This window comes from Micromonospora haikouensis, assembly GCF_900091595.1.
Classification (GTDB): domain Bacteria; phylum Actinomycetota; class Actinomycetes; order Mycobacteriales; family Micromonosporaceae; genus Micromonospora; species Micromonospora haikouensis.
In genome coordinates this window covers 1-26,894 of record NZ_FMCW01000013.1, presented here as the reverse complement: position 1 = coordinate 26,894, position 26,894 = coordinate 1, and the positions used below count along the sequence as shown (strand labels likewise).

Sequence of the window (26,894 nt, the reverse complement as noted above, 5' to 3'; positions counted from 1 at the left end):
TCAACCCCATCCTCGGGCCACCGGCGCACCGCGTCGTACGTCCACCGGCCGGCTCACCCGGCAGAGACCGTCGGGCGGCGGCGCGCACGGTGCTCAGCGGCCGGTCGGCGTTGAACGCCGTGTGCACCGGGGCCAGCTCCGCCCACTTCACCCCGGGTTCCGCCCGCACCGTCCAGCCCGTCGGTGGGGCCGCGGCCGTGGCTGCCGCCGGCCGCTTCGACCAGGTCCTCTACGACCTGATGGGCAAGGCCCTCGGGGTGCCTGCGTACCGGCTCACCGGCGGTGCCTGCCGCGACCGCGTCCGGGTCTACGCCAACGGCTGGTACACCGGCGACCGGGAGCCCGCCGCGTTCGCCGAGCTGTCCCGGGCCGAGCTGCGCCGCTCGATCGACATCGTCGCCGCCGTCCGCGCCGCCGTCGGGCCCGAGACCGAGCTGTACGTCGAGGGCCACGCCCGCTTCGCCATGCACACCGCCGCCCGGCTGGTGCGGGAGCTGGAGCCGTTCGACCTCGGCTGGTTCGAGGAGCCGCTGCCGTGGACCCACATCGAGCGGTACGCCGAGCTGCGCGCCCGGGCCACCATGCCGATCTCCGGCGGCGAGCACTTCCACAACCGCTACGAGTACGCCCGGCTGTTCGCCACCGACGCCGTCGACATCATCCAGCCCGACCTCTCCATGGCCGGCGGCTTCACCGAGGTGCGCAAGCTCGCCGCCATCGCCGACCAGATGCCCCGGCTGCGGTTCATGCCGCCCTACCGCAGCAGCCTCTGACCCGCGACCGGTCCCGCCGTGGTGTCCCGGGCCGGCAGCGCAAGCGGTGCGAGCGCTTCCGGCGATGCCCCACTGTCGGTAGGTTGGTGCTGCCTCCGCGTGACGGCCACGAGGCTTCGTCAGGTGGCCGGCCCCGGGTTGGCGCCGAGCGGACAGGGGAGGCCCCTCGAATGAAGATCGTCGCGTTGTCCTGCACGCAGAAACGTCTGCCGTCGGTGACCGACGCGCTGCTCGAAGCGGCGATCACCGGCGTCGTCCGGGAGGTCGGCGACGCGCAGATCCAACGGATCCGGCTGATCGACCACCGCATCGCGATGTGCGAGGGCGAGGACACCTGCCTCGATCCCGAGGTGGGCCGGTGCACCCTCGACGACGACTTCGCGCACGTCGTCGACCTGGCCGAGGGCGCGCAGGCGATGCTGCTCGCCATGCCGGTGTACGCGGGGAACGTGCCGGCCGTGCTGAAGATCTTCCAGGAACGCCTGAAGAGCTTCATGAACGCCCCGCACCGCCCGTTCGGCAACCTGCTGGTGGGCACGATCGTCCACTCGCGCACGATGCTGACCGAGCCCGCGCTGGGCGCGCTGTTCCCGTGGTATCTGCGCCTGCGGAACAGGAACGTGGCGTCGGCGTGCGTCACCCAGAACGAGCACCAGGACCTGACCCGCACCGCGGCGGTCGACCTGTGCGTGGCCGTGGGCCGGCAACTCGGCATGACGCTCGACGCCAGCCGGTCGCCGGCCCCCGACCGCACGGCCCTGCCGGTGGTTCAGGCGCCGGCCCGTCCCCGCTGCGGCGAGCCGGCCGCGTCCCCCGCCGGTGCGTGAGGAGGGGACTCCGCGCGCCAGGTGCACCCCTCGCCCGCCTGGTCACAGGTCACCGTGACGTCCGGCTCCACGTAGCGGGCGGCGATGGCGGTGTTGAGTTCCTGGCAGTACGCGCACGGCGACGAGAACGTCAGCACGACGCCGGCGCGGGCGGCCCGCTTGCGGTACCGCAGGATCCCGCAGTCGGCGTTGCGCAGGACGGTGCCCGAGGGGCCGGGCTCACTCGTCACCGCCGAGTCGTACAGCAACAGCTGGTTGCGCAGCCGCGTCATGAAGTGGTCGGTGGCGGACACCCCGGCGGGCCGTTGCGCCCGCAGCAGCTCCGCGGTGATCCGGGAGTTCGCCTGGATCCACGCGGCCAGGCCCGCTTCGCCGTGCTCGCCCAGGACGAACTCCTCCGCGGCGGCCTGGGCCTCGAAGAACCGCTGACGCCACAGGTCGACCTTCTCGGCCGGGTCGAGGGGAGACGACTCACCGGTCACGGTCCGCGTCCTTGTCCGCGGCGGCGTCCAACTCGGCGAAGACCTCCTGGGCGACGCGCAGCCCGTTGTTGGCCACCGGCCAGCCACCGTAGTAGGCGAGCTGGATGATGACCTCGACGATCTTCTCCCGCGACATCCCGAGGTGCAGGGCGGCACCGATGTGGCCGCGCAGCTCCCAGTCGGTCCGGGCCAGCGCCACCGCGGTCAGCGCCACCAGTTCCCGCTCCTCGACGCTGAGGTGCGGGCGGGTCCAGATCTCGCCGAACAGGTGGTCGACGGTGATCCGCAGGAACTCCGGGTAGGAGCCCGGGCGCGGTTCGCGGCCGAAGACCTGCTGGAACATGGCCACGCCCTGCTCGTGGCGGACATCCGGCTGGCTCATCGATCAACTCCTTCGCATTGGCCGAACAGTTGGCAACGTCCACGCCGCCACGAAGGCGGCGACCAGGAGCGCCGCGCCGCTGCCGAAGGCGGCCGGCACGCCCACCCGCTCGGCGACGAGGCCGACCACGACCGGCCCGACCACGGCGCCGACGTCGGTGCACATCGAGAAGACGGCGACGCCACTGCCGGCGCGGCCCGCGACGACGTCTCCGATCAGCGCGGCCGGCGCGGCGTTGAGCAGCGCCGAACCCGCCGCGTACACACAGAGCAGCACGACGAGCCAGGCGTAGCTGTCCACGAACGCCAGGGCGGCGATCGCCGCCGCGGCCACCCCGGTGCCGGCGACCATGGCGGGCCGGCGGCCGGCCCGGTCCACGACCCGACCCGCCGGCACGATCAGCAGCGCCTGGACGACGGCGGACGTCGTGAACGCCCAGCCGACCCACGTCACGTCGTGCCGCCAGGCCACCACCACCGTGGGCACCAGCGCGCCGCGCAGCCCGAACAGGACCCAGCCCTGCGCCAGCGCCGCGAGGCACGCCGCCACGTAGCGGCGGTCCCGCAGCAGGACCGGCAGCCCGACCGCGTCCCGGCCGGGCTCCGCGCCGGCGGTGCGGCCGGTGCGGAGCACCGCCAGGGTCAGCGCCGCGGCGGCCAGCAACAGCACGGCGTACGCCAGGAACGGCGTGGACAGGTCGACGAGGGCGAGGAGCCCGCCCAGCGCCGGTCCGCAGACCCCGCCGAGCAGGAAGCCCGCCTCGAACACGGCGCTGGCCCGGCCCCGCCGGTCGGCCGGCGCGACCGCCAGGAGCGTCGCCAGGGCGGACACCGAGAACAGCACCGAACCGACGCCGCCGAGGCCCCGGAACACGAGCAGCTGCCCGTAGGACGAGGCGAACGCGGTGAGGGCCGAGGAGACCGCGCACAGCAGCAGGCCGGCGACGAGGACCCGCCGTTCCCCGAACCGGGCGCCGAGCCGGCCGCAGAACGGGCTGGCGGCCAGCCGCAGCAACGCGAACAGGGCGACGAGCACGCCGATCCGGGTGGGCCCCGCCCCGAACGTCGCCGCGTACACCGGCAGCACCGGCAGCACCAGCCCCAGGCCGAGCATGACGCAGCCACCGACGACACTGAGGACGTAGACCTCGCGGGGGAGACCCGGCTGGGCGGTGGCAACGGGTGGGGCCTTGCCGGTGCCGGCCGCCGTCACTGCCCGGTCACAGGATGATGCTGAGCTTGCCGTGCTCGTACAACGTCTCGTGGTCGAGCACCACGACCCGTCGCCGGACCCGGAACGACTCGCCCGCCACGACCAGCTCGAACCGGTACTTCCCGACGTAGGCGTCGGAGCGCCCGTGCCCGAACCGGTGCACGACGACGTTCGCCGCCACGTCGAGGTGGGTGCCCCGGTCGGCCAGGATCTCCACGTTGCCGATCATCCGGTTCGTCCGCGACCGGGGGTTCTCGCACCACACCTCGTCGTTGAGGAGCTGTTCGATGCGCTGGCGCAGCCGGGCGGCGTCGTCGTCGACGAGCCCGAGCGCGTCGGTCGTCCCGTCGCGGACGTCGGTGGCCGGCACCGCGTAGCGGACGTCGTCGGTCAGCATCTCGTCGTACCACTCGCGCAGGCGCCACTCGTCGAGCAGGCGCGCCTCGCGGAACAGGAACTGGCTCACCCGGTGCCACAGCCGGACCTGGGCCGCCTCGTCGACGCTCAGCTCGATGGTCATCGTGGGCCCGTCCCGTGCGCGCCGCCGGGGTGGGCGGCCTCGACGTGGTGGCCGTCGTCGCCGTGCATCAGCCGGTCCCACTGCCGCCAGAACTCGCGGGCGGGAAGCTCGTCGGTCGTCTCCGGGACCTCCTTGTTCATGCCCCGGGACAGGTCGGAGTAGCGGACCGTGCGGTTGAGGTAGCCCCGCTGGCACGACTCGATGATCTCGATGTCGTCGGGGGTGGCGAAGCCGGCGGGACCGAGGAACGTCAGGTAGTGGCTCTTGCGGAGCTCCCGGATATCCGGATCCTCGTCCCTGGGGGCCAGGGCGACCGAGGTGATGGCCATCCGGCCGGCACCGACCGGGTCGATCTTGCGGATCGTGATCGCGATCGCGTCGATGATCATCAGGTTGGGGAAGACCAGCAGCGCGCGGTTGGTGCCGGTGATCCGCTGGGCGCGTTCGGGGCCGAACCGGTCGACGAAGCGGGCGGCCGTCGCCTCGATCCGGGGCCGGACCTCCGCGCCGAACATCGGCGTCCAGTAGGCGAGCGGCCGGGCCGCCGCCGGCGGCAGCTCGTTGGCGCCGTGACCCAGGCCGAGGGCACGGCCGAAGCCGCCCCGCCGCCGGGGTGGCACCGACCCGAGCGACTCCATGTAGGTGACGTACCGCTTGTGCAGGGCCCGGAAATGGTAGATGTCGACGCTGTTCTCCATCATGAGCTTCCAGTTGGCCTGGGCCCCGTGCAGTTGCGCGCCGCGGATCACCTCCATCCCCGCCTCGGACTGGTCGTCGACGAGGTCGAGGTATTCCGTCGCACCCGCCAGGTATTCGGTCAGGGTGAGCGGCTGCTGCGGATCGAAAGTGACGAACACGAAACCGCGGTAGGTGTCACTGCGGTGCCGCGCGAGGCCGAAGTCCGCCTTCCGGAAACCCGGCCCGTATCCGTCCGGGATCGGGACCCCGACCAGGTCGCCCTGATTGGAGAACGTCCAGTCGTGGTACGGGCACCGGAACGATCTGACCTGCCCGGCCGGCTGCGAGCAGATCAGGGCCCCACGGTGGGTGCAACTGTTGGCGAACACCCGGATCACCCCGTCGGACCCGCGCGCCATGACCACCGGACGCCCGCCGACGTCGCGGGCCACGTACGAGCCCGGCCCGGGCACCTCCGACTCGTGCCCGACGTACAACCAGCACCGGTCGAAGATGCGGGTCAGCTCCCGGGCGGCCACGTCCTCGTCGGTGTAGGCGCGGCGGTCCACCCGGAACGAGTGACGCCCGGGATCGTCGAGCACGATCGGGTCGCCGACCGGCCGCTGCAGTTCGATGGTCACCGCGCCCCCTGCCGCTGCAGCGTCTCGACCGCGCCGACGACCAGCTCGGCCGTGCGTGTGGCGGAGTCGCCGCACTCCGGCTGCGCGGCGCGCAGCCGGGCCCGGTAGTCCCGGGCGGGATCGAGCAGGTCGGCGACCGCGGCGGCGACCGCCTGCCCGGTGACGTCGGCCGGCGGCAAGGCCGTGCCGAAGCCCGCGCTGCCGACGAAGTGCGCCTGGATGGGCTGGTCCACCGCCAGCGGGATCACCAGCATCGGCGTCGCCGCCCGGACCGACTCCGCCACCGAGTTGTAGCCGCCGTGGGTGACGAACACGTCGGCGCGTTCGAGCACCTCACGTTGCGGCAGGTAGGGGGCGGTGAGCACGTCGTCGGGCAGCGCCAGCTCCGCGGCGAGGTCGCCCACCGCGGCGATCACCTGGGCGCCGGTCGCGGCCGCCCCGAGGATCACCGTGCGCAGCAGCTCCGGCCGCCGGTAGAAGATCGTGCCGAAGGACACGTACACCACCGGGCGGTCGGGGTCGAGCCGGTCCAGGCCCGCGAAGGCGACCTCGTCCCCGCGTGCGCCCGCCGCGCCCGGCAGCCCGACGAGCTGCACACCGTCGTCGGTCACCGCGTCGGCACCGACGAGGGCGGGAATCGTCGGCATCAGGTTGAGGATCGGCGACCGCGCGGAGTGGGTCCGGGTCGACCACCCCACCCCGTGCCCGGTCAGATAGGCGCCGACCTGCTCGTCGTAGGGCCAGCGGCCCCGCCGGTGCTCGGCCGGGCACACTCCGCCGAGGTTGGCCCAGATCATCCCGTACGGCACGCCGGACGCGTGGGCGCCGACCATGGCCGCCGCCGTGACCGGCAGCGAGTCGATGAGCACGAAGTCCGGTTCGACCGCCCGGATCGCGTCGGCGGTCTGGTCCGCCACCGGCGACGACCGGAGCATCGGGCCGATCTTCGCCGGGTCGCCGCTCCACGGCGCCATCTCGACCTGCCCGACCCCGTGGACCTCTGCCTTGCCCAGTGCCTGGCGGCGCTGCTCGTCGAGCGCGCCGCCGTCGGCGGACAACAGCAACAGCGCGACCTCACTGCCAGCACTCTGGAGCGCGTTGACCACCGGAACATACGGGTTCAGATGGCCGTGCTGAGTCGTGGTGAGCAGGGCGACGCGCATCAGATCTCCGATCCATCGAGAGAAGACGACCAGGCCGACCCGGGATCTGGCTCCGGACGAATCACAGCAGCCACGACCGCGACACCCCCTGGCTTCGGCAACGAGTCGGGACGGCGACGCACGAACGGCAGGACTCTGCCCCCGGACAGGCGGGAAAACGCCCGGCAGGCGAAAGGGACCGTCGACGTCCAGGTACTACTACGAGGTGTTACGCATTTCCCTCATCGCTGAGGGGAACATCGATTGACGTTACTCGGCACAACTCGAACAACCCGGTTCGCCGCCTGCCCGCAGACGGTTTCACAAAGCCTGCCGGGATGTGCAATCGATGTCAATGCCTCTGCGTGTCGCGGGTGTCGCGGTGTGTCGCGACCGCGGCTCCGCCCGCCGGCAGCCCTCGACCGGGCCTCTCCGGTGGCCGCCCGGCGGGGGGAAGGCCGGGACGACAGTTCGACGAGCACCCGCTGCCTCAGCGCCTCGTGCTCGGCGCGGCATCGTCGGGGTGCCCGGCGGCCGTTGCTGCACCTGACCGCCGACGACGGCCTCGTCCGGGCGGAACTGGTCGGCCGTGAGGTCGATGTGCCTGCCGTCGGGCAGCCGGTTCCAGTGGCGGTGACCGGTCCTGGTGCCGTTGGCGAAGACCCCGCCGAGGATGAGCTCCCCGCCGTGCTGGCCCTGCACCGACTGTTCCGCCGCCGCATACCACGTGCGTTCTGGCACCTGGGGCCCGCAACGGGCCGGGCGGCGACCGTGGCCCGCGGTCGCCGCCCGGACGACCCCGCCCGTGCGCGGTCCACCCGCCGTCGCGCCGGGACGGGGTCGGCGCGACGGCGGGGGACCCGGCGTCGCTAGGACGTCACCCGGAAGGTGGCGCTCTGGCGGTCCGCCTCCGACGAGCCCGCGCTGAGGGGGTCGATGCGCAGCACGTAGTTGCTGTGCCGCAGGTAGCGGTCGGGGAAGTTGTAGGAGCGGAACGACGACCAGGAGCTGTCGGCCAGCCCGGCGGTGCGGTAGAAGGTCGCGTCGGCCCGGAAGGTCGAGGTGTTGTCGTTGGCGGCGAGCCGCGCCACGTAGCCGCTGTGCCGCAGGTAGTTGCCCGGGCGGTTCACCGACTCGAACGACACCGCGGAGGAGTCGGCGAGGCCGGGCACCATCCGCCACATCTGGTCCTGGTACGGGTCGAAGGGGTACGGGTCGATGCGGACCGCACCGTTGGAGTGCCGGACGAAGTAGTCGGGCAGGTTGGAGGACTTCAGCCGGACCCAGTTCGGGGCGCCCCAGCGGCTGACGGCGGCGTTGTACTCGGCGTCGGTGATGCCGGTGATCGAGCCGTGCTTGCAGTTCAGCGGCGGCGTGTAGTCGCGCTGGTTCATGACCGACCACGAGTTGCCACCGACGTTGCTGGTGGACCACATGTACATGTCGTTGTTGACCGGGGAGAACGAGTCCCCCCACAGCCACCAGGCGCCGCCGTCGTTGCGCGGGACCAGGTGCGCCCCCTCGATGGCGTTGCCCTGCCGCAGGCCGCTGGTGTAGGTGGTGAAGCTGTTGGGGGCGCCGGTGCTGGAACGGGCGCCGTACAGGTTGCCGTTCGAGAGGTTCTTGTAGAACAGGTACGTGACCCCGCCGCTGACCCGGATGTCCGCGTCGAGGATGGGGAAGCCCGGGCTGAAGTAGGTCTGCGGCGCGCTCACGGTGCGGAAGTCCGAGGTGTAGTTCACCAGGAACAGGTCCGTGCTGGTGTTGGCGGAGTAGACGATGGCGTACTGGCCGCGCCCGGCGTCCCAGAACACCGTCGGGGCCCAGGTGTGCACGTTGCTGTAGGTGTGCATCTGGATCCGCCGGTAGCCGGTGAAGCTCGTCAGGTCCGTCGAGTCGTACACGTGCAGGTACTGGCTGTTGCGCCCGAAGTTGGTGCCGTAGAGGTCGGTGGCGACCACCACGAACGTGCCGTCCTGCTTGCGGTGGATGTACGGGTCGCGCAGGCCGAGGTCGCCGGCGGTCGGGGTGACCACGGGGTTGTTCTGGTTGAGCGGGGTCCAGTTGAGGCCGTCCCGGCTCACGGCGACGTGCAGGCCGTAGTTGGCCCCGGTGAAGCTCGGCGACTCGGTGAAGTAGGTCATGGCGTAGGCCGTGTAGGTGGCCGCCAGGGCTGGCCGCGCGCCGAGCGACAGCCCGGTCGTGGTGAGCGCGGTGGAGGCGAGCGCCCCCAGGGTGAACTGCCGTCGGGTCAACGCCATGGTGTGTCGGCCTTTCTGGTCGCAGCGTCGCGGGGATGGACTCAGGAGGAAAGGGGTGGCCCGGGGGGCTCGTGCCGGGCCCGTAGGGCGGCCGTATCGTCGCGCACCCATGCATCAGTCTGGATGTTATCGATAACATAACGTGCCTGTAACGTCGCCGCAAGACCGAACAGCGCGGCCGGGCATCGCCCCTGCGAGCAGCCCCGCATGGCGGACGCAACAGCGTCGTTGGTTACGACTTGACGAACAAGATGTTATCGCTCACAGTCGATAGGGCGAGGCGCCGGGACGTGGCCTGAGGGCGGGCCAACCGCTGCGTCTCGACTCAGGATGTCGCTCCAGCGGGCGCACGTGCGCCCTGGTGAGCGCCCTCAACCAGATGGTCCCGGCTGCTGCGTTTCGTCGCGGCACGCCTCGCTCGGGGCCGTTCGGTCCGACCGTCGTCATTGGAGGAAACATGGTTGCTCTCGCAGGGCTCCTGTCACCCGCGTCGTTCCGACGACGCGGGTGGCTGGCCCGGGTCACGGCCGCGGCCGCGGCGACAGTGCTGGTGGGCGGCGCGGTGGTCGCGGTGAACTCGACACCGGCCGCCGCGGCGACCGTGGACACCGGCGCCTGGTACGTGCTGCTCAACCGCAACAGCAACAAGGCTCTGGACCTGTACAACCTCGCCACGAACGACGGGGCGCGGATCACCCAGTGGACGCGTAACAACGGCAACCAGCAGCAGTGGCAGTTCGTGGACTCCGGTGGCGGCTACTACCGGCTGAAGTCGCGGCACTCGGGCAAGGTGCTGGACGTCTCCGGCGCGTCGACGGCCGACGGCGCGGCGGTGGTGCAGTGGTCGGACGTCAACGGCACCAACCAGCAGTTCCGGCTGGCGGACTCCGCGGACGGCTACGTGCGGTTGATCGCCCGGCACTCCAACAAGGCCGTGGAGATCCAGAACGCCTCGACCGCCGACGGCGCGAACGTCGTCCAGTACGCCGACTGGAACGGGTCTAACCAGCAGTGGCAGCTCGTCCGCGTCGACGGCGGCACCACGCCGACCACGCCGCCGCCGGGCAACGGCACCGCCGGCTGCGGCAAGGCGCCGGGCATCGCCAGCGGCACGCACACCATCTCCAGCGGCGGCAAGAACCGCACCTTCATCCTGCGGATCCCGGCCAACTACAACCAGAACACCCCGTACCGCCTGGTCTTCGGGTTCCACTGGTGGGGCGGCACGGCGGTCGACGTGGACACCGGTCAGACCGTGGACCGCAACACCTGGTCCTACTACGGGCTCCAGCGGCTGGCGAACAACTCCACGATCTTCGTCGCCCCGCAGGGCATCGACAACGGCTGGGCCAACGCCGGCGGCGAGGACGTCACCTTCGTCGACAACATGCTCAGCCGGATCGAGGGGGCGCTCTGCGTCAACCCGCGCCAGCGCTTCTCCATCGGGTTCAGCTACGGCGGCGCGATGAGCTTCTCCCTGGCCTGCTCCCGCCCGAACATCTTCCGCGCGGTCGTGGTGCAGTCCTCCCCGGGCACGCTCAGCGGCTGCAGCGGCGGCACCCAGCCCGTCGCGTACCTGGGCGTGCACGGCATCGGTGACAACCCCGCCAGCGGGCGTGCCCTGCGCGACCGGTTCGTCGCCAACAACGGCTGCACCCCGCAGTCGCCCCGCGAGCCGTCGGCGGGCAGCCTGACCCACGTCGTCACCACCTACTCCGGCTGCCGCTCGGGGTACCCGGTGGTCTGGGCCGCCTTCGACGGTGGCCACATCGCCGCGCCCCAGGACGGCGCGGGAGGCGACAGCGGAGCCCGGACCTGGGTCCCCGCGACGGCGTGGAGCTTCATCACGCAGTTCCAGTGACCGGGCCGTTGCAGTGAACGGGCCGTGACGGGCCGCCCGGCGGGTCATGCCGACCGCCGGGCGGCCCCCGGCCGTGGCCGTCGCCGGTGGGCTCGCGGTGTGCGCGTTCCCACGCCCCGTCGACCGAGGGCCCGGCGAATGTTACGGCTTGACGTCCGGAGTGTTATCGCCCACAGTCAATGTGCTCGATGTGAGCGCTAACAGGAGTTGGTGTCGACGGCCTTGGCCGTCCGTCGACCGTCCACGAAGGAGGGACATGGCACTCATCGAACAGGTCGTGCCGGGCGCGCGACGGCGTGGCCGGTTGCCCCGGGTCGCCGCCGCCATGCTGGCGATGCTGCTCGGCGCCGGGATCGTCGCGGTGGTGCCGTCGGCGGCCGTGGCCGCGACGGTGGACACCACCGCGTCGTACGTGTTGGTGAACCGCAACAGCGGCAAGGCGTTGGACCTGTACAACCAGGCGACCAACGACGGGGCGCGGATCACCCAGTGGACGCGCAACGACGGCGCCTGGCAGCAGTGGCAGTTCGTGGACTCCGGTGGCGGCTACTACCGGCTGAAGTCGCGGCACTCGGGCAAGGTGCTGGACGTCTCCGGCGCGTCGACGGCCGACGGCGCGGCGGTGGTGCAGTGGTCGGACGCCAACGGCACCAACCAGCAGTTCCGGCTGGCGGACTCCGCGGACGGGTACGTGCGGTTGATCGCCCGGCACTCCAACAAGGCCGTGGAGATCCAGAACGCCTCGACCGCCGACGGCGGCAACGTGGTGCAGTACGCCGACTGGGGCGGCAACAACCAGCAGTGGCAGCTCGTCCGCGTCGGCGACGGCGGCAACCCGGGCGGCTCCAGCTACACCAACCCGGTCCTGTGGCAGGACTTCGCCGACGTCGACATCATCCGCGTCGGTGACGCCTACTACCTCTCCTCGTCCACCATGCACTACTCCCCGGGCGCGCCCGTGCTGCGCTCGTACGACCTGGTCAACTGGGAGTTCGCCGGCCACTCGGTGCCCCGGCTGGACTTCGGCACCAAGTACGACCTGCCCAGCTCCACCTCCCGGGCCTACGTCAACGGCATCTGGGCGTCGACGCTCAACTACCGCGCCAGCAACGGCACGTTCTACTGGATCGGCTGCATCGACTTCAACAAGTCGTACGTGTACACGTCGACCTCGGTCAGCGGCACCTGGCAGAAGCGCTCCGAGATCAACAACTGCTACTACGACGCGGGCCTGCTCGTCGACGACAACGACACGATGTACGTCGCGTACGGCAACAGCACCCTGCACGTGGCGCAGCTGTCGGCGGACGGCCTGAGCCAGGTGCGCACGCAGCAGGTGTACACCACGCCGTCGAACATCGGCACGCTGGAGGGCTCGCGGTTCTACAAGCGCAACGGCTACTACTACATCTTCGTCACCAAGCCGGCCAACGGGCAGTACATCCTGCGCTCGACCAGCCCCTGGGGCCCGTACGAGACGCGCCAGGTGCTGCTGAACATGCCCGGCCCGATCTCCGGCGGCGGCGTGCCGCACCAGGGCGGCCTGGTGCAGACCCAGAACGGCCAGTGGTACTACATGGCGTTCGTCGACGCGTACCCGGGTGGCCGGGTGCCGGCGCTCGCGCCGATCACCTGGACGGCCGACGGCTGGCCGCAGATCCAGACCGTCAACGGCGCCTGGGGCAGCAGCTACCCGTCGCCGCTGCCGGCCCGCCCGGTCGCGCCGATGACCGGCGCGGACACCTTCACCAGCACGACGCTGAGCCCGCACTGGGAGTGGAACCACAACCCGGACAACACGAAGTGGTCGGCCGGCAGCGGCCTGCGCCTGCAGACGGCCACGGTCACCAACGACCTCTACAGCGCCCGTAACACCGCGACCCGGCGCATCCAGGGGCCCACCTCCACGGCCACCATCGAGCTGGACTACTCGACCATGCGCGACGGCGACCGCTCCGGGCTGGCCATGCTCCGCGACTCCTCGGCCTGGATCGGCGTACGCCGGGACAACGGGGCCACCCGGGTGGTGATGACCAACGGCCTCACCATGGACAGCAGTTGGCGGACCACCAGCACCGGCACCGAGATCGCCAGCGCGGCGGTCAGCGGCGGCCGGATCTGGTTGCGGGCCAAGGCCGACATCAGGCCCGGCAGCGGGCGGCAGGCGTCCTTCTCCTACAGCACCGACGGGGTGAACTTCGTCCCGCTGGGCAACGCGCTGACGTTGAACAACGCCTGGCAGTTCTTCATGGGCTACCGGTTCGCGATCTTCAACTACGCCACCCAGGCGCTCGGCGGCGCGGTCACCGTCCGCCGGTTCGACCTGACCACCCCGTGACAGACGCCGGGCCGGGGGCGACGCCCCCGGCCCGGCACCACGGCCTTGCGGCCCTCGGCGGCTCAGCGCGCGAGCCAGCCCCCGTCGACCGGGATGACGGCCCCGTTGACGTACGCCGCCGCGTCGGAGGCGAGGAAGACGGTGGCCCCGGCGATGTCGTCGGGCCGACCCCACCGACCGGCCGGGATCCGCTCCAGGATCGCCCGGTTGCGCTCCGGCTGCTCGCGCAGCGCCCGGGTGTTGTCGGTGCCGATGTAGCCCGGCGCGATCGCGTTGACGTTGACCCCGTGCGGGGCCCACTCGTTGGCCAGCGCCCGGGTCAGGCCGGCGATCGCCGACTTCGCCGCCGCGTAGCCCGGCACCGTCACGCCGCCCTGGAAACTCAGCATCGACGCCGTGAAGATGATCTTCCCGCTGCCGCGCCGGACCATCTCCCGGCCGATCTCCCGGGCGAGCAGGAACGGGGCGGACAGGTTGACCTCCAGCACGTGGTCCCAGTCCTGCTCGGAGTGCTCGGCGGCGGGGGCGCGGCGGATCGTGCCGGCGTTGTTGACCAGGATGTCGACCGGTCTGGGCAGCTGCCCGAGCCGCTCGGCGAGCGCGCGGACGGCCACGCGGTCGGACAGGTCCGTCCGGTACGCCTCGAACGACCGGCCGTGGGCCGTCACCCGCCGGCCGACCTCGCTGCCGGACTCCTCCAGCGCCGCGCTGACGCCGACGATGTCGGCGCCGGCCGCGGCCAGGGCCTCCGCCATCGCCAGGCCGATCCCGCGCCGGCAGCCGGTCACCACGGCCAGCCGGCCGCTCAGGTCGAACGGGTTCACGCCGCACCTCCACAGTCCACGAGGACCTTCACCTCGCCACCGGCGGCGAGCGCCCGGAACGCCTCGGCCACCTCGGTCAACGGCACGATCCGGGTGATGAGCCGCTCGGCGGGCACCTGCCCGCCGTGCACCAGCCGGACGGCCTCGGCGTAGTCGTCGCGCTCGTACACCCGCACGCCGATCAGCTCCAGCTCGCGCCAGAAGACGCGGTGCAGGTCCACCGCCGGCGGGGTGGGGTGGATCGCCACGACCACCAGCCGGCCGCGCACGGCGAGCAGGTCGGTCGCCGTGCGGACCCCGGCGGCGGAGCCGGACACCTCGAACACCACGGCGGCGCCGGCCCCGCCGGTCGCCTCGTGGACGTGCCGCACGACGTCGACCGCCGCCGGGTCCAGGGTGCGCAGCCCGAGCTCGGCGGCGAGCTCGCGGCGGTGCGGGTCGAGTTCGAGCACCGTCACCTCGGCCCCGATCGCCCTGGCGACCGTGCCGATGAGCAGCCCGACCGGGCCGGCGCCGATGACCACCGCGTGTTCGCCGGCGGTGAGCCGGGAGCGCCGCACGTCGTGCACGGCGACCGCGGTCGGCTCGACCAGCGCGGCGTGGGTCAGCGGCAGGTCCGCGGGCAGCGGCACCAGCAGCCGCGCGGGCACCGTCCAGGAGCGCTGCATCGAGCCGGGCGAGTCGATGCCGACGAAGTTGAGGCGGTGACAGATGTGGGTGTGGCCCGCGCGGCAGGCGGGACACTCGCCGCACCAGTCCAGCGGCATGACGGTCACCGGTTCACCCACCCGATACCCCTCGACGCCTGCGCCGACCTCGGCGATGCGGCCGGCCATCTCGTGGCCGATCACCGCGGGCACCCGGACCCGCCGGTCCATCGCGCCGTGCGCGACGTGCAGGTCCGTGCCGCAGATCCCGGTGTACGCGACGTCGATGCGCACCTGGCCGGGGCCGGGCGGCACGGGGTCGGCCTCGGCGACGACGAAGGTGTTGTCGCCGACGTACTGCGCGCTGCGGTTCACGACGCCTCCTCGGTCAGGTGCCAGACCTCGTGCATCGGGGCCCACCAGTGCCCTGAGCCGGGCTCGGCGAGCGACTCCTGGCACGGGTCGGTCAGTTTCCACCACTCCCGCGTCTGCGGGTCATCGGCGATGCGGCGCTGGTCGGCGTCGTGGTCCTCGCCGACGTACTCGTAGTAGCCGAACAGCAGGTCCTGGTGGAGGAAGATGCTGTAGTTGCGGATGTTCGCCTCGCGCAGCGTCTGTTCGACGCCGGGCCAGACGGCGGCGTGCAGCCGCAGGTAGGTGTCGCGGTGGTCCGGTCGCAGCCGGATCACCCAGCCGTAGCGTCGCACGTCATGCCTTTCCGGTGGGGTGTGGCTCCCCGGCCGGCGCCGGGGGGAGCTGCGCGACCCGCCGCGCCAGGTCGTAGGCGCGCACGGCGGTGCCGGCGAGGATCTCGTGCCGTTGCGGGGCCGACAGCGGGGGCAGCGCCGCCGCCAACGCCCGGGCCACGCCGGCGTAGTCCGACCGGAGCAGGCAGACCGGCCAGTCGGAGCCGAACATCAGCCGCTGCGGCCCGAACTCCTCGACCGCCACCTCGACGAACGGGCGCAGGTCGTCCGGCGTCCAGTCCGGCCCGGCCTCGGTGACCAGGCCGGACAGCTTGGCGGTGACGTTGGGGCAGGCGGCCAGGTCGGCCAGCGGCCCACGCCAGCTGCGCAGGCCCGCCTCGCCCTCGTGGATCCGGGGCTTGCCGAGGTGGTCGAGCACGAACCGCAGCTGCGGCACCGCCCGGGCGGCCCGGGCCGCCGCCGGCAGCTGGTCGGCGCGGATCACCAGGTCGAACACGAGCCCGGCGGCGGCGATCTCGGCGAGCCCGCGCCGCACGTCGGGCCGGTCGAGGTAGTCGGGGTCCGCCTCGCCCTGCACCTGCGAGCGCACCCCGGCCAGGTATTCACCGCCCCGCAGCCCGCGGTAGCGCTCGACGGTGGTGGCCACGTCGCCGGCCGCGACGTCGAGCCAGGCCACCACCGCGAGGATCGCCGGGGTGTCGGCGGCGTAGCCGAGGAACTCGGCGGCCTCGTCGGGGTGGCAGCGGCCGCCCTCCACCAGCACGGTGCCGCTCACGCCGGCCGCGGTGAGCTCGGCGGTCAGGTCCGCCGGGGTGAACGGCCGGCGGATGGCCGCAAGTTCGGGCTCGTCGAGCCAGGTGTAGCCGCGCTCCGGCCGCCACAGGTGGTGGTGCGCGTCGATGATCATGACGTCGGTGCTCCCGCCGCCGCCGGCCGGCGCGTCCACTGCGGCCCGTCCGGGTAGCGGAAGTCGGTCACGGACGCCGCGACGATCTCCGCGCTCATCCCCGGTGCGGTGGGCGCCAGGTACCGCCCGCCGCTGATGCGTACCGGATCCACGAAGTGCTCGTGCAGGTGGTCGACGTACTCGATGGACCGGTTTTCGGTGCTGCCGCTGAGCGCGACGAAGTCGAACATGGCCAGGTGCTGCACCAGCTCGCAGAGCCCCACCCCGCCCGCGTGCGGGCAGACCGGCACCCCGAACTTCGCGGCGAGCAGCAGGATCGCCAGGTTCTCGTTGACCCCGGCTACCCGGCACGCGTCGATCTGCACCACGTCGACGGCGTCGGCCTGCAGGAGCTGCTTGAACATCACCGCGTTGTGCACGTGCTCGCCGGTGGCCACCTTCACCGGGGCCAGGGCCTTGCGCACGGCGGCGTGCCCGAGCACGTCGTCCGGCGACGTCGGCTCCTCGATCCAGTACGGGTCGAACGCGGCCAGCTCGCGCATCCACCGGATCGCGTCCGGCACGCCCCAGATCTGGTTGGCGTCGACCGCGATGCGCACGTCCGGCCCGACGGCCGCCCGGGCGATGCCCATCCGGCGGACGTCGTCGGCCAGGTTCCCGCCGACCTTGAGCTTGATCAGCCCGTACCCGTCGCGCACCGCCTCGGCGCAGAGCCGGGCCAGCTTCTCGTCGTCGTAGCCGAGCCAGCCGGGGGTCGTGGTGTACGCCGGGTAGCCCTCGGCGAGCAGCCGGCCCTCGCGTTCGGCCCGGCCGTCGGCGGCCTCGCGCAGCAGCGTGAGCGCCTCGTCCTCGGTGAGGGCGTCGCGCAGGTAGCGGAAGTCGACCTGCGCGACGAGCTGCTCCGGGGTGAGGTCGGCGAGCAGCTTCCACAGCGGCTTGCCCGCCCGCCGGGCGGCGAGGTCCCACACGGCGTTGACCAGGCCGCCGGCGGCCATGTGCACGACGCCCTTCTCCGGGCCCAGCCAGCGGATCTGGCTGTCGCCGACGAGCCGGCGGGCCAGCGCGCCCGGGTCGGCGGTCAGCTCGTCGACCGACTGGCCGACCACCATCGGGGCGAGCGACTGCACGGCCGCGACCTGGATCTCGGTGCCGCGGCCCACCGTGAAGACGAGGCCGTAGCCCGTGGCGCCCGACGAGGTCCGCAGGATCACGTACGCCGCGGAGTAGTCCGGGAACGGGTTCATCGCGTCCGACCCGTCGCGGTGCCGGGAGGTGGGGAATCGTACGTCGATGGTTGCTACGGACGTGATGCGCTCAGTCACCGGAACTCCTGAAGGGATAGAACGTCGGCCGGGGTGCCCGGCTCGTGGGTCTGCCTCGCGACGGGCCCGCCCGGCGGGCCCGTCGTCTCACGTCTGCGCCTTCCCCCCGGTGATGCGGGAGACCACCAGGGCCACCAGGATCACGGCGCCGTTGAGGAAGTTGGTCCACTGCGCGGGCACTCCGGCGAGGGTCAACACATTGATGATCATAAACAGCAGCAGGACGCCGGTGAAGGCGCCGAACACGCTGCCCCTGCCGCCGTTGAGGCTGACGCCGCCGATCACCGCCGCCGCGAAGACCTGGAAGATCGCGCCGCTGCCCTGGGCCGACGGCACCGCCGCGAGCCGCCCGCTGATCAGCAGGCCGGCGAGCGCCGCGAGCACGCTGGCCACGATGAGTGCGATCCACAGCACCCGGTCGGTGCGGATGCCCGCCGCGCGGGCCGCGTCCTCGTTGCCGCCGATCGCGTAGAGCGCCCGGCCGGCACGGGTGTGACCCAGGACGACGACCCCGGCCGCGAACAGCAGCAGCGACACCCAGATCGAGGCCGGCACCCCGAACCAGCTCGCGGAGCCCAGGTACGTCATCGACTCGGGTAGCGCGAAGAAGGTCTGCCCGCCGGAGATGCCGGTGAGCAGCCCACGCAGGATGATCAGCATGCCCAGCGTCACGATGAAGCCGTTGAGGCCGAACCGGACGATGAGCAGCCCGTTGAACGCGCCGACGAGGGCGCCGACGAGCAGGACCACCGGGATCGCCCAGCCGTCCGGCAGCACGCCGAGCCCGAGGCCCCGGGTGAGCGCGGGGTCCACGATCAGCCAGGCGGCGATGCCGGGCGCCAGGCCGAACGTGGACTCCAGCGACAGGTCCATCTTGCCGGTGATCAGCACGATGGTCTGCGCGAGGACCAGGATGGCGATCTCCGACATGCTCTGCAGCACGTTGATGATGTTGTCGGAGCTGAGGAAGACCGGATTGACGATCGACCCGACGATCGCGACCGCGATGATCGCCGGCACCAGGGCCAGGTCACGCAGCCGGGCGATGGCCAGGCTCCGCGACGACGGCGCGGCCGACGGTGGGGGCGCCGGGGACGGCTTCTTGGTGGTGGACAGCGTGTCAGACATGGTGGAGGTCCACCCCTTCCATGGCGGCTACCAGATCGTTGTCGCTCCAGCCGTGGGCCATCTCGCCGACGACCCGGCCCTGGAACATCACCAGCACGCGGTCGCAGATCCGCAGGTCGTCGAGCTCGTCGGAGACCACTAGCACGGTGGTGCCCCGGCTGCGCACGTCCTCGACGACGCCGAGGAGGGTCTGCTTGGACCGCACGTCGACCCCGGCGGTCGGCGTGATGAGGACCAGCACCCGCGGATCGCTGGCCAGGGCCCGGCCCATGACGACCTTCTGCTGGTTGCCGCCGGACAGGTCGGAGGCCGGCACGTGCGGCCCGGACGCCTTGATCGCCAGGTCGGCGATCGTGTCCCGGGCCAGGGCGTCGCGCCGGGCCGACGAGATGAGTCCGTAGCGCCCGACGCGGTGCGGCACGGTCATCGTGACGTTCTCCGCGATGGACATCGACGCCACGAGTCCCTCCCGGTGCCGGTCCTGCGGCACCAGCCCCACGCCCGCGTCGATCGCGTCGGGCACACTGCCGGGACGCAGCGCCCGGCCGCCGACGGCTACCGTCCCGCCCGCCGGGCGGGCCAGACCGACTATCGCCTCGGCGACCTCGACCTTGCCGCTGCCGCCGCCACCGGCGATGCCGACGACCTCGCCCGCCCTGGCCTCCAGCGAGAACTCGGCGCCGGACGAGGTGACCAGGTCGCGCACCGACAGCAGCACCGGCGCGTCGGACGGCAGGGGACGATGGTCCGCCTCCGGCATCGTCACGTCCTCGCCGGTCATCGCGGCGACCAGCGCCTGCTTGCTCAACTCGGCCACGTCCGCGGTGACGACGTGCCGGGCGTCGCGGAAGACCGTCACCCGGTCGCAGAGTTCGTAGATCTCCTGGAGGTGGTGGCTGATGAACAGGAACGTCACCCCGTGCGCCCGCAGGTCCCGGATCCGGGTGAACAACCGGTTGATGCCCGCGGCGTCGAGCTGGGCGGTCGGCTCGTCGAGGATGATGAACCGGGCACCGAAGGACAGGGCGCGGGCGATCTCCACGAACTGCCGCTGCTCGACCGAGAGCGTCGAGGCCGGCTGGCGTACGTCGACGTCGACCGACCACGTCGCCAGCAGCTGCTCCGCCTCCCGCCGCAGGCTCGACCAGCGGATCAGTCCGCTGCGCCCCCGCGCGTGCCGGTTGAGGAACAGGTTCTCCGCCACGGTGAGGGTGGGGATGATCGTCGACTTCTGGTAGACGCATGCGACCCGCTGCCGCCAGGCGTCGCGGTCGCCCAGGGGCGGCGCCGGACGCCCGTCGAAGGCCACCGCGCCGGCGTCGGCGGCCTGCAACCCGGTGAGGATGCTCACCAGCGTCGACTTGCCGGCGCCGTTGCGTCCCACCAGGGCGTGCGTCTCACCCCGGCGGACCAGGATGCCTGCCTCCGACAGGGCGAGCGTGGACCCGAAGCGCTTGGTGATGTTCACGGCCTCGACGACGGGCTGGCCGTCGTCGGCCAGCCCGTCGCCGGGGCGGTGCGGGGCGGCACTCATGCGTTACGGCCCCACAGCGACGCGTCGTCGAACTTCAGGGTGGGCTGGCCCGCGACCGGCGCGCCGTCCAGCGTCACCAGCGGCGCGGGGAGCTGGTCCTCCAGCAGGCCGTCGCGCACCTGGATGATGGTGCTGCCGTGCTCGGTGGGGCCCGGCTGGAACGTCTTGCCCTCGATCGCCGCCTTGGCGTACTCCAGCCCGTACTTGGCGTACAGGTCGGCGGGCTGGCTGACGGTGGCGTCGATCAGGCCGTCGCCGATGTTCTTCAGCTCCTCGGGGATGCCGTCGTTGGAGACCACGAAGACGTGCTTGGGGTCGGTCGGCGGCACCTGCAGGCCCCGCTGCTTGAGGATCTGCAGCGTGCCCGACAGCGCGAACGAGGACTGCATGTAGATGCCCTTGATGTCCGGGTCCGACGCGAAGCGGGTCTGCAGCTTCGACGCCGCCACGTCGGCCTTCCAGTCGGTGGCCTCGCCGAACACCTTGATGCCGGGGAACTCCTTGCCCATGCACTCGTTGAACGCCTCGGTGCGGTCCCGGCCGTTGATCGAGTCCAGGCCGCCCTGGAGCATGACGACCTTGCCCTTGCCGCCGAGCTTGGTGCCGAGGAACTGGCACGCCTTGGTGCCGTAGGCGCGGTTGTCGGCGCGCACCACCATGAACACCTTGCCGGTGTCGGGCCGGGTGTCGATGGTGACCACCGGGATCTTGCGGCTCTCCAGCTGGGCCAGGGTCGGCGCGATGGCGGCGGTGTCCTGCGGGGCCATCACCACCCCCTTGACGCCCTGGCTCATGAAGGTCTGTGCGTTCGAGATGAGGTTCGCGACGTCGTTCTGCGAGTTGGTGGTCTTCACTTCGACGCCCAGCTCCTCGGCGGACTTCGGCACGTACTTGATGTACGAGTTCCAGAAGTCGGTGTCCGAGCGTGGGTAGTCGACCCCGACGAGCGGTTTGCCGCCGCCCGAGGCGGCCCCGTCGCCCGCCTGGTCGCCGCAGCCGGCGGTGAGGGCGGCCGTCGCGCCGAGCAGCAACGTCAGCCCGGTGCCCAACACGCTTTTCCGGTTCATTATGGTTTCTCCATCTCTGGGGGGAGTGGGTCCGGCGCGTGCGCCGCCGCGACCCGTGGGGATCGCGACGACACACGCGCCGGGTGGTGCGCTGCGGGGATCAGGCGGTGGTGATGGTCCAGAGCAGGTTGGTGTTGCCGTCCCAGGTCCACTGCTTGACCTGCGAGCCGGAGGCGACCTGGCCGCCGCCGTCGAGCACCAGCCCGGTCGCCCGGTTGGCGATCCGGTACCGCCGGTTGCCCTGGTCGGTGATCTGCCACTGCTGGCTGTTGCCGCCGTTCCACGCCGCCTGCTGCGCCGCGGCCCCGTTGCTGGTGAGGCCGAAGCCGTCGACGACCATGCCGTTGGTGCGGTTGACGATCCGGTAGTAGCCGGTGCCCAGGTCGACGATCTGCCACTGCAGGTTGGCGTTGCTGTCCCAGGTCCACTGCTTCAGCGGCGAGCCGGAGGCGACGTTGCCGCCGCTGTCCAGCGCCAGGCCGTTGGTCACGTTGACGATCCGCTGGTACGTCGCCGGGTTGAAGGTGACCCGCAGCGAGGCGATGGCGTCGTTGTTGCCGGTGTTGCGCAGGTCGGCGTTGTCGGCGGTGAACGTCCAGCTGGTGCCGGAGAAATTGTCGTTGGCGTACCCGACGAGCTGGTGGCCGGCGGTGACCCGGACCGACGAGATGGCCCGCAGCCCGATGCCGGCGGACTGCAGCTGCGCGGCCGTGTAGCTGCCGACCGACAGGTTGACGCCGCTGTCGTAGTTGACGTTGGCGTAGACGCCGACCGGCGCGGAGGTGGTGGGCCCACCACCGGGGGTCGGGATCGTCCCGTTGAAGGTCAGCTTCACCACGTACGCGGGCGCGCTGAACGGCGCGCTCGCCGACGGCAGGGTGATCCGCAGCCCGTTGGCGTCCTGGGTGCGGGTGGGCAGGTTGACGTAGCTGCCGGCGGTGGTGTCGAGCAGCTGCACGCCGGCCAGCGAGCTGAGGTTGATCCGGCTGGACGAGAGCGTGGTGATGTTGACGGAGCTGCCCGGCCAGCCGAGGATCGTCGCGTACAGCACGCGGTTGTCCTTGCTGCGGGTGAACCGGATGTCCTGGGGGGTGCCCGCGCGCGGCTCGGTGAAGGAACCGCCGCCCATCTGGGTGGGGCCCTCGCCGTACGTCGTCCAGGCCCGGGTGGAGTAGACGGACTCGCCGAAGCGGCGCAGGTAGTCGCCGATGCCGCGCAGGATCGTCTGCTGCCCGGACGGGATCGTGCCGTCGGCCATCGGCGCGATGTTGAGCACCATGTTGCCGTTCTTGCTGACCCGGTCGATCAGCGAGTGCAGCATCTGGTTGAGCGTGTAGTAGCCGATCCCCGTGGTGTAGCACCAGCTCGAGCTGCTGATGCTGTCGTCGGTCAGCCAGTAGGGGTCACGCAGGGCGGCCGGTCCGCCGCGCTCGTAGTCGAAGACCGCGCCGCCACGCTCCAGGCCGTCCTTGTAGGTGGCGATGACCTCCTTGTCCCACGCGACGGCCCGGTTGTAGTAGTACGCCAGGAACTTCAGCCGCTGCGCCTCGCTGATGCGGGCCAGGTCGAAGTCCTGCCAGATGATGTCCGGCTGGGACTGGTCGATGATTTCGCGGAGCTTGTCGTACCAGAGCTGCTCCTCGGCGGCCGTGCCCAGCTGGCCGTAGAGCTTGCGCAGGCTCGCGTCGGACTGCTGCGGCGCCCACTGGTAGAAGCCGGTGAAGTTGAACGCGTGGTGCATGGCGACGAGGACCTTGAGGCCGCGGGCCCGGATCGCGTCGGTGTGCAGCTTCAGCAGGTTGAGGCGGGGTCCCTTGGCGACGGAGTTCCACTCGTTGACCTGGCTGTTCCACATGGAGAAGCCGTCGTGGTGCTCGGCGACGGGGCCGGCGAACTTCGCCCCGGCGTCGACGAACAGCTGGGCCCACTCGTTCGGGTCGAAGTTGCCGCCCGCGGACCTCAGCTTGGGGGCGAACTGGACGAACCGGCCGGACCTGTCGTTGGCTCCGTTGATGAAGTTGTGGTACGGCCACACCGACGGGTCGCCGTAGACGCTCTTGTGGTGGTTGTTCTCGCCGGAGCCGTTGTTGTACATGTTGCGCGGGTACCACTCGTTGGCGAACGCGGGGACGCTGAAGACGCCCCAGTGGTAGTAGATGCCGAACTTGGCGTCCTGGAACCACTCGGCCGCGGCCGGGTGCTGGCCGACCGAGGCCCACGACTCGGAGTAGCTGGTGGGGCCGGGGATGGCGGCGGAGGCGGGGAAGGGACGGATCAGGCCGCCGGTGGCGGCGGCGGCGCCGGTAACACCCAGTGCGGCCAGCAGCGAACGTCGGGAGATCGAGGGACGGGACATGGAGCTCCCTCCAGAGGCGGAGTGGGCGGTGGTGGTGTGGCGGCCTGTCTCACGGCCGAGACGTCAGACGTTAAAGGTTTCCGATGCGTAACGTCAATGCTCATCGACGGCTGCGTGGGCTGCTCTTGCCGTGCGTGCCTGGATGGGCAGCGGGCCGGGCGTCAGGCAGACATCAGATCAATGCCCGCAGCGCCTGTGTCGAGGCGGCGGGGCGTCGGTCTCGCTCTGCGAGACATCGTATGAACGTTAACATCGAGGGCTCTCATCTTCACCCCGATCGTCCCGACTTCGCGAGGGGTGGCGCAGCCCCCTCGCGCGGGCGTCCCGGGAAGCGAGCTGCCTGCCGCGCCGTGTGTTAGCGATAACATCGCGGCGTCGGGGGCGAGGCTTGCCCGCCGGGCCCTGACCTCGGGGCGCAGGCAGGCGCGCCGTGGGGACGGCGGGGTTTCCGCCTGGCATCTGCGCCGTTAAATCTTGACGAGCGGCTATGTTATCGCTCACAGTTGTGAAACGCCGGCCGGCGCGCGACCCCTCCGGTCGCTGCAGGGAGCTGTCCGGAGGGGTCGAAACCCTGCTGAGAACGTTCACATTCCGTGCGCCGGGCTGCCCTCCGGCGCTGGTGCGGTGGGTCGGCGCGGGGGCACCACGCCGACAGGCCCGCACGTTGCCCCCGTCCGGTCGCACCCATCCCGCCGCCCCCGTCGAATCCGCTGGCCCGTCGAGCCGCGGAAACCCGTCCCGAGAGGAGATGCCTGATGCCCGACAAGGCTGTCGCGCGACGATCGAGAAGACGATCGAGGTCACTACGCGCCGCGGTGCTGACGGTGGTGACCACGCTGCTGGCCGCCCTCGCCGCGGTGGTCCTCGCCCCCGCGCCCGCGATGGCCGCCGACTCCGCCTACGTGATGGCGTACTTCAAGGAGTCCGTCAGCGGTGCCGGCAACGTCAACAGCGTGCACCTGGCGGTCAGCTCCGACGCGTTGGAGTGGACGCCGCTCAACAACAACGAGGCGATCCTGACGCCGACGGCCGGCACCCGGGGGATCCGCGACCCGTTCCTGTTCCGGCTCAACGACGGCACCTGGGTGCTGGCGGCCACCGACATCCCGGTCGGCGGCAACTTCTGGGCCCCGAACCCGAACATCCACATCTGGACCTCGCCCGACCTGGTGAACTGGTCGGCGGACCGCCTGCTCAACATCAACTGGCCGAACCCGGGCTCGTTCACCTGGGCCCCGTCGATCTACTGGGACGCGTCCCGCAACCAGTACGCGATCACCTACTCGACCGTCCCGGCCGGCTATACCTACTCGGTGATCATGGTCGTGTACACGAGCAACTTCACCAACGTCACCTCGCCCGTCGTCCTCTTCGACGGCGGCCCGAGCGGTGTCATCGACTCGCACGTCGTCACCGGCGTCAACGGCATGAACTACCTCTACTACAAGAGCAACTCGCCCTCCACCCTGTACGGCGCCCGGTCGACGTCGCTCAACCCGGGCAGCTTCGTCCGCTACACCAACGGCACCGGCGGCGGCTGCATCGAGGCGCCCACGGTGGTCAAGTCGCTGACCTCGTCGACGTGGTGGCTGTGGGGCGACACGTTCTGCCCGAACAGCGTGTTCCTCGCCTGGCAGGGCGACATCGTCGCGGGCACCTGGACGGCGGTCAACCAGCGCAACTACACGCCCCCGCTCAACGCCAAGCACAACTCGATCCACCCGATCAGCGCCACCGACCGCACGAACCTGCTCAACCGTTACGGCGGCACCACCCAGTGGAACCGCATCAAGTCCTGGACCAACCCCGGGTCGTACGTCCGCCACGCCAACGGCGTCGGCCGCGTCGACGCGATGCCGTTCGACCCGTACCAGGATTCGCAGTGGCGGCTCGTGCCGGGGCTCGCGGACCCGGCCGGGGTGTCGTTCGAGTCGGTGAACCAGCCCGGACGGTACCTGCGGCACTCCAACTACAGCATGGTGCTCGCGGCCAACGACAACAGCGCGATCTTCCGCGCCGACGCGACCTTCTACCGGGTCGCCGGCCTGGCCAACTCGGGCTGGTCGTCGTTCCGCTCCTACAACTTCCCCACCAGGTACCTGCGGCAGCAGAGCAACCAGCTCTACATCCATGAGATCACCACCGCCACGGAGCGGGAGAACGCGACCTTCCGGGTCGGCTACTGACCGCGTCGCCGGCCCCGCACACCACCACCAGGAGATGACGATGACAGTCGCAAGCCCGCCCGCGACCAGGGCCCGGATCAGACGCGCCGGCGCCTGGCTCGTGAGCCTGTTCCTGATCGCGACGCTGCTGCCGGGGAGCCCGGCCCACGCGGACAACCCGATCGTGCAGACGATCTATACGGCGGATCCTGCGCCGTTGGTGCACAACGGTCGGGTGTATCTGTACACCGGGCATGACGAGGACGGGTCGACGTACTTCACGATGAAGGACTGGCGGGTGTTCTCGTCGGCTGACATGGTGAACTGGACTGATCATGGTTCGCCGATGAGTCTGGCGACGTTCGCGTGGGCGGAGTCGGATGCGTGGGCGGGTCATGTGGCGGCGCGTAACGGGAAGTTCTACTGGTATGTGCCGGTGAAGCAGCGTGGTGGCGGGATGGTGATCGGTGTCGGGGTGGCCGACAGTCCGACGGGGCCGTTCCGTGACGCGATCGGTCGTCCGTTGCTGGGTAATGGTGAGATCGATCCGAACGTGATGATCGACGACGACGGGCAGGCGTACCTGTACTGGGGTAACCCGAACCTGTGGTACGTGAAGTTGAACCAGGACATGATCTCCTACTCGGGGAGCCCGACGAAGATCCCGTTGACCACGGCCGGGTTCGGCACGCGTAACGGCAACGCGAGTCGTCCGACGTTGTATGAGGAGGCGCCGTGGGTGTACAAGCGCAACGGTGTCTACTACAACATCTTCGCGGCGGAGTGTTGTGGTGAGTTCATCGCGTATTCGACGGCGCCGGGTCCGACGGGGCCGTGGACGTACCGGGGGACGGTGATGCCGCGGCAGGGCAGTAGTTTCACCAATCATCCGGGGATCGTGGACTTCAACGGTGGGTCGTATTTCTTCTATCACAATGGTGCGTTGCCGGGTGGTGGTGGTTTCACCAGGTCGGTGGCGGTGGAGAAGTTCTCCTACAACGGTGACGGCACGATCCCGAGCATGAACATGACCACGACGGGGGCCCCGCAGGTGGGCACGCTGAACCCGTACGTGCGGCAGGAGGCCGAGACCATCGCCTGGTCCGTCGGCGTCGAGACG

Annotated in this window: 23 protein-coding genes; 6 read left to right on the top strand and 17 right to left on the bottom strand. The window is 71.0% G+C overall.

Annotated elements, in window-relative coordinates:
- Nucleotides 1–89: 89 nt before the first annotated feature.
- Together GA0070558_RS14760 and GA0070558_RS14755 are read left to right on the top strand one after the other, a co-directional pair.
- A complete protein-coding gene (locus GA0070558_RS14760; protein WP_218106999.1) occupies nt 90–773 on the top strand; it encodes an enolase C-terminal domain-like protein in 684 nt (227 codons plus the stop codon).
- Nucleotides 774–943: 170 nt separating this feature from the next.
- Nucleotides 944–1,600, top strand: a complete 657-nt coding sequence (locus GA0070558_RS14755) for a flavodoxin family protein (protein WP_077937276.1) — start codon at nt 944–946, stop codon at nt 1,598–1,600.
- Here the strand turns inward: GA0070558_RS14755 and GA0070558_RS14750 are convergent.
- The 8 genes from GA0070558_RS14750 to GA0070558_RS14720 form a co-directional block, all read right to left on the bottom strand.
- The gene (locus GA0070558_RS14750) at nt 1,543–2,082 is read right to left on the bottom strand and encodes a hypothetical protein (protein WP_091279879.1); all 540 of its coding nucleotides are present in this window, start codon (nt 2,080–2,082) and stop codon (nt 1,543–1,545) included. The genes GA0070558_RS14755 and GA0070558_RS14750 overlap by 58 nt on opposite strands.
- Complete coding sequence (locus GA0070558_RS14745; RefSeq protein WP_077937278.1) at nt 2,072–2,464, bottom strand: carboxymuconolactone decarboxylase family protein; 393 nt, start codon at nt 2,462–2,464, stop codon at nt 2,072–2,074. Before GA0070558_RS14745 ends, GA0070558_RS14750 begins: the two co-directional genes overlap by 11 nt.
- Nucleotides 2,465–2,467: 3 nt before the next feature.
- Entirely contained in the window at nt 2,468–3,676 is a 1,209-nt protein-coding gene (locus GA0070558_RS14740) for an MFS transporter (protein ID WP_091279875.1), read from the bottom strand.
- Between the two features lie 7 nt (nt 3,677–3,683).
- Nucleotides 3,684–4,196 (bottom strand): aromatic-ring-hydroxylating dioxygenase subunit beta, encoded by a 513-nt coding sequence (locus GA0070558_RS14735; protein ID WP_077937280.1) that lies wholly within the window; start codon nt 4,194–4,196, stop codon nt 3,684–3,686.
- Nucleotides 4,193–5,515, bottom strand: coding sequence for an aromatic ring-hydroxylating oxygenase subunit alpha (locus tag GA0070558_RS14730; protein ID WP_256091942.1), 1,323 nt, complete (start codon nt 5,513–5,515; stop codon nt 4,193–4,195). The genes GA0070558_RS14735 and GA0070558_RS14730 overlap by 4 nt, the downstream gene beginning before the upstream one ends.
- Complete coding sequence (locus GA0070558_RS14725; protein ID WP_091279855.1) at nt 5,512–6,678, bottom strand: glycosyltransferase; 1,167 nt, start codon at nt 6,676–6,678, stop codon at nt 5,512–5,514. The genes GA0070558_RS14730 and GA0070558_RS14725 overlap by 4 nt, the downstream gene beginning before the upstream one ends.
- Before the next feature lie 300 nt (nt 6,679–6,978).
- Nucleotides 6,979–7,359 (bottom strand): YunG family protein, encoded by a 381-nt coding sequence (locus tag GA0070558_RS35200; protein ID WP_439709602.1) that lies wholly within the window; start codon nt 7,357–7,359, stop codon nt 6,979–6,981.
- A gap of 167 nt (nt 7,360–7,526) precedes the next feature.
- A complete protein-coding gene (locus GA0070558_RS14720; RefSeq protein WP_043962953.1) occupies nt 7,527–8,918 on the bottom strand; it encodes a glycoside hydrolase family 43 protein in 1,392 nt (463 codons plus the stop codon).
- A gap of 457 nt (nt 8,919–9,375) precedes the next feature.
- Here GA0070558_RS14720 and GA0070558_RS14715 point away from each other — a divergent pair, with 457 nt between their 5' ends.
- Nucleotides 9,376–10,779, top strand: coding sequence for an RICIN domain-containing protein (locus GA0070558_RS14715; protein ID WP_091279852.1), 1,404 nt, complete (start codon nt 9,376–9,378; stop codon nt 10,777–10,779).
- Between the two features lie 256 nt (nt 10,780–11,035).
- Nucleotides 11,036–13,117, top strand: a complete 2,082-nt coding sequence (locus GA0070558_RS14710; RefSeq protein WP_091279849.1) for a family 43 glycosylhydrolase — start codon at nt 11,036–11,038, stop codon at nt 13,115–13,117.
- A gap of 62 nt (nt 13,118–13,179) precedes the next feature.
- Here GA0070558_RS14710 and GA0070558_RS14705 read toward each other — a convergent pair whose 3' ends face one another.
- From GA0070558_RS14705 to GA0070558_RS14665, 9 genes are all read right to left on the bottom strand, one after another.
- Nucleotides 13,180–13,941, bottom strand: a complete 762-nt coding sequence (locus GA0070558_RS14705) for an SDR family oxidoreductase (RefSeq protein WP_091279846.1) — start codon at nt 13,939–13,941, stop codon at nt 13,180–13,182.
- Entirely contained in the window at nt 13,938–14,963 is a 1,026-nt protein-coding gene (locus GA0070558_RS14700) for a zinc-dependent alcohol dehydrogenase (RefSeq protein ID WP_091279843.1), read from the bottom strand. Before GA0070558_RS14700 ends, GA0070558_RS14705 begins: the two co-directional genes overlap by 4 nt.
- Nucleotides 14,960–15,277, bottom strand: a complete 318-nt coding sequence (locus GA0070558_RS14695) for an L-rhamnose mutarotase (RefSeq protein WP_256091941.1) — start codon at nt 15,275–15,277, stop codon at nt 14,960–14,962. The genes GA0070558_RS14700 and GA0070558_RS14695 overlap by 4 nt, the downstream gene beginning before the upstream one ends.
- Before the next feature lie 19 nt (nt 15,278–15,296).
- Nucleotides 15,297–16,202: an amidohydrolase family protein gene (locus tag GA0070558_RS14690; protein WP_091280327.1), complete on the bottom strand. Its 906-nt coding sequence runs from the start codon at nt 16,200–16,202 to the stop codon at nt 15,297–15,299.
- Nucleotides 16,199–17,524: an enolase C-terminal domain-like protein gene (locus GA0070558_RS14685; RefSeq protein ID WP_091279836.1), complete on the bottom strand. Its 1,326-nt coding sequence runs from the start codon at nt 17,522–17,524 to the stop codon at nt 16,199–16,201. The genes GA0070558_RS14690 and GA0070558_RS14685 overlap by 4 nt, the downstream gene beginning before the upstream one ends.
- A gap of 87 nt (nt 17,525–17,611) precedes the next feature.
- Nucleotides 17,612–18,652 (bottom strand): ABC transporter permease, encoded by a 1,041-nt coding sequence (locus GA0070558_RS14680; RefSeq protein ID WP_091279833.1) that lies wholly within the window; start codon nt 18,650–18,652, stop codon nt 17,612–17,614.
- Entirely contained in the window at nt 18,645–20,186 is a 1,542-nt protein-coding gene (locus GA0070558_RS14675) for a sugar ABC transporter ATP-binding protein (protein WP_091279830.1), read from the bottom strand. The genes GA0070558_RS14680 and GA0070558_RS14675 overlap by 8 nt, the downstream gene beginning before the upstream one ends.
- Complete coding sequence (locus tag GA0070558_RS14670; RefSeq protein WP_077937290.1) at nt 20,183–21,253, bottom strand: sugar ABC transporter substrate-binding protein; 1,071 nt, start codon at nt 21,251–21,253, stop codon at nt 20,183–20,185. The genes GA0070558_RS14675 and GA0070558_RS14670 overlap by 4 nt, the downstream gene beginning before the upstream one ends.
- 100 nt (nt 21,254–21,353) lie before the next feature.
- Nucleotides 21,354–23,609 (bottom strand): alpha-L-fucosidase, encoded by a 2,256-nt coding sequence (locus GA0070558_RS14665; RefSeq protein ID WP_091279827.1) that lies wholly within the window; start codon nt 23,607–23,609, stop codon nt 21,354–21,356.
- Nucleotides 23,610–24,364: 755 nt separating this feature from the next.
- Here GA0070558_RS14665 and GA0070558_RS14660 point away from each other — a divergent pair.
- Nucleotides 24,365–25,795 (top strand): glycoside hydrolase family 43 protein, encoded by a 1,431-nt coding sequence (locus tag GA0070558_RS14660; RefSeq protein ID WP_218106998.1) that lies wholly within the window; start codon nt 24,365–24,367, stop codon nt 25,793–25,795.
- A 40-nt stretch (nt 25,796–25,835) separates the two neighbouring features.
- Nucleotides 25,836–26,894: glycoside hydrolase family 43 protein (locus tag GA0070558_RS14655; protein WP_176734216.1), on the top strand; the 1,059-nt coding region annotated here is incomplete at its 3' end.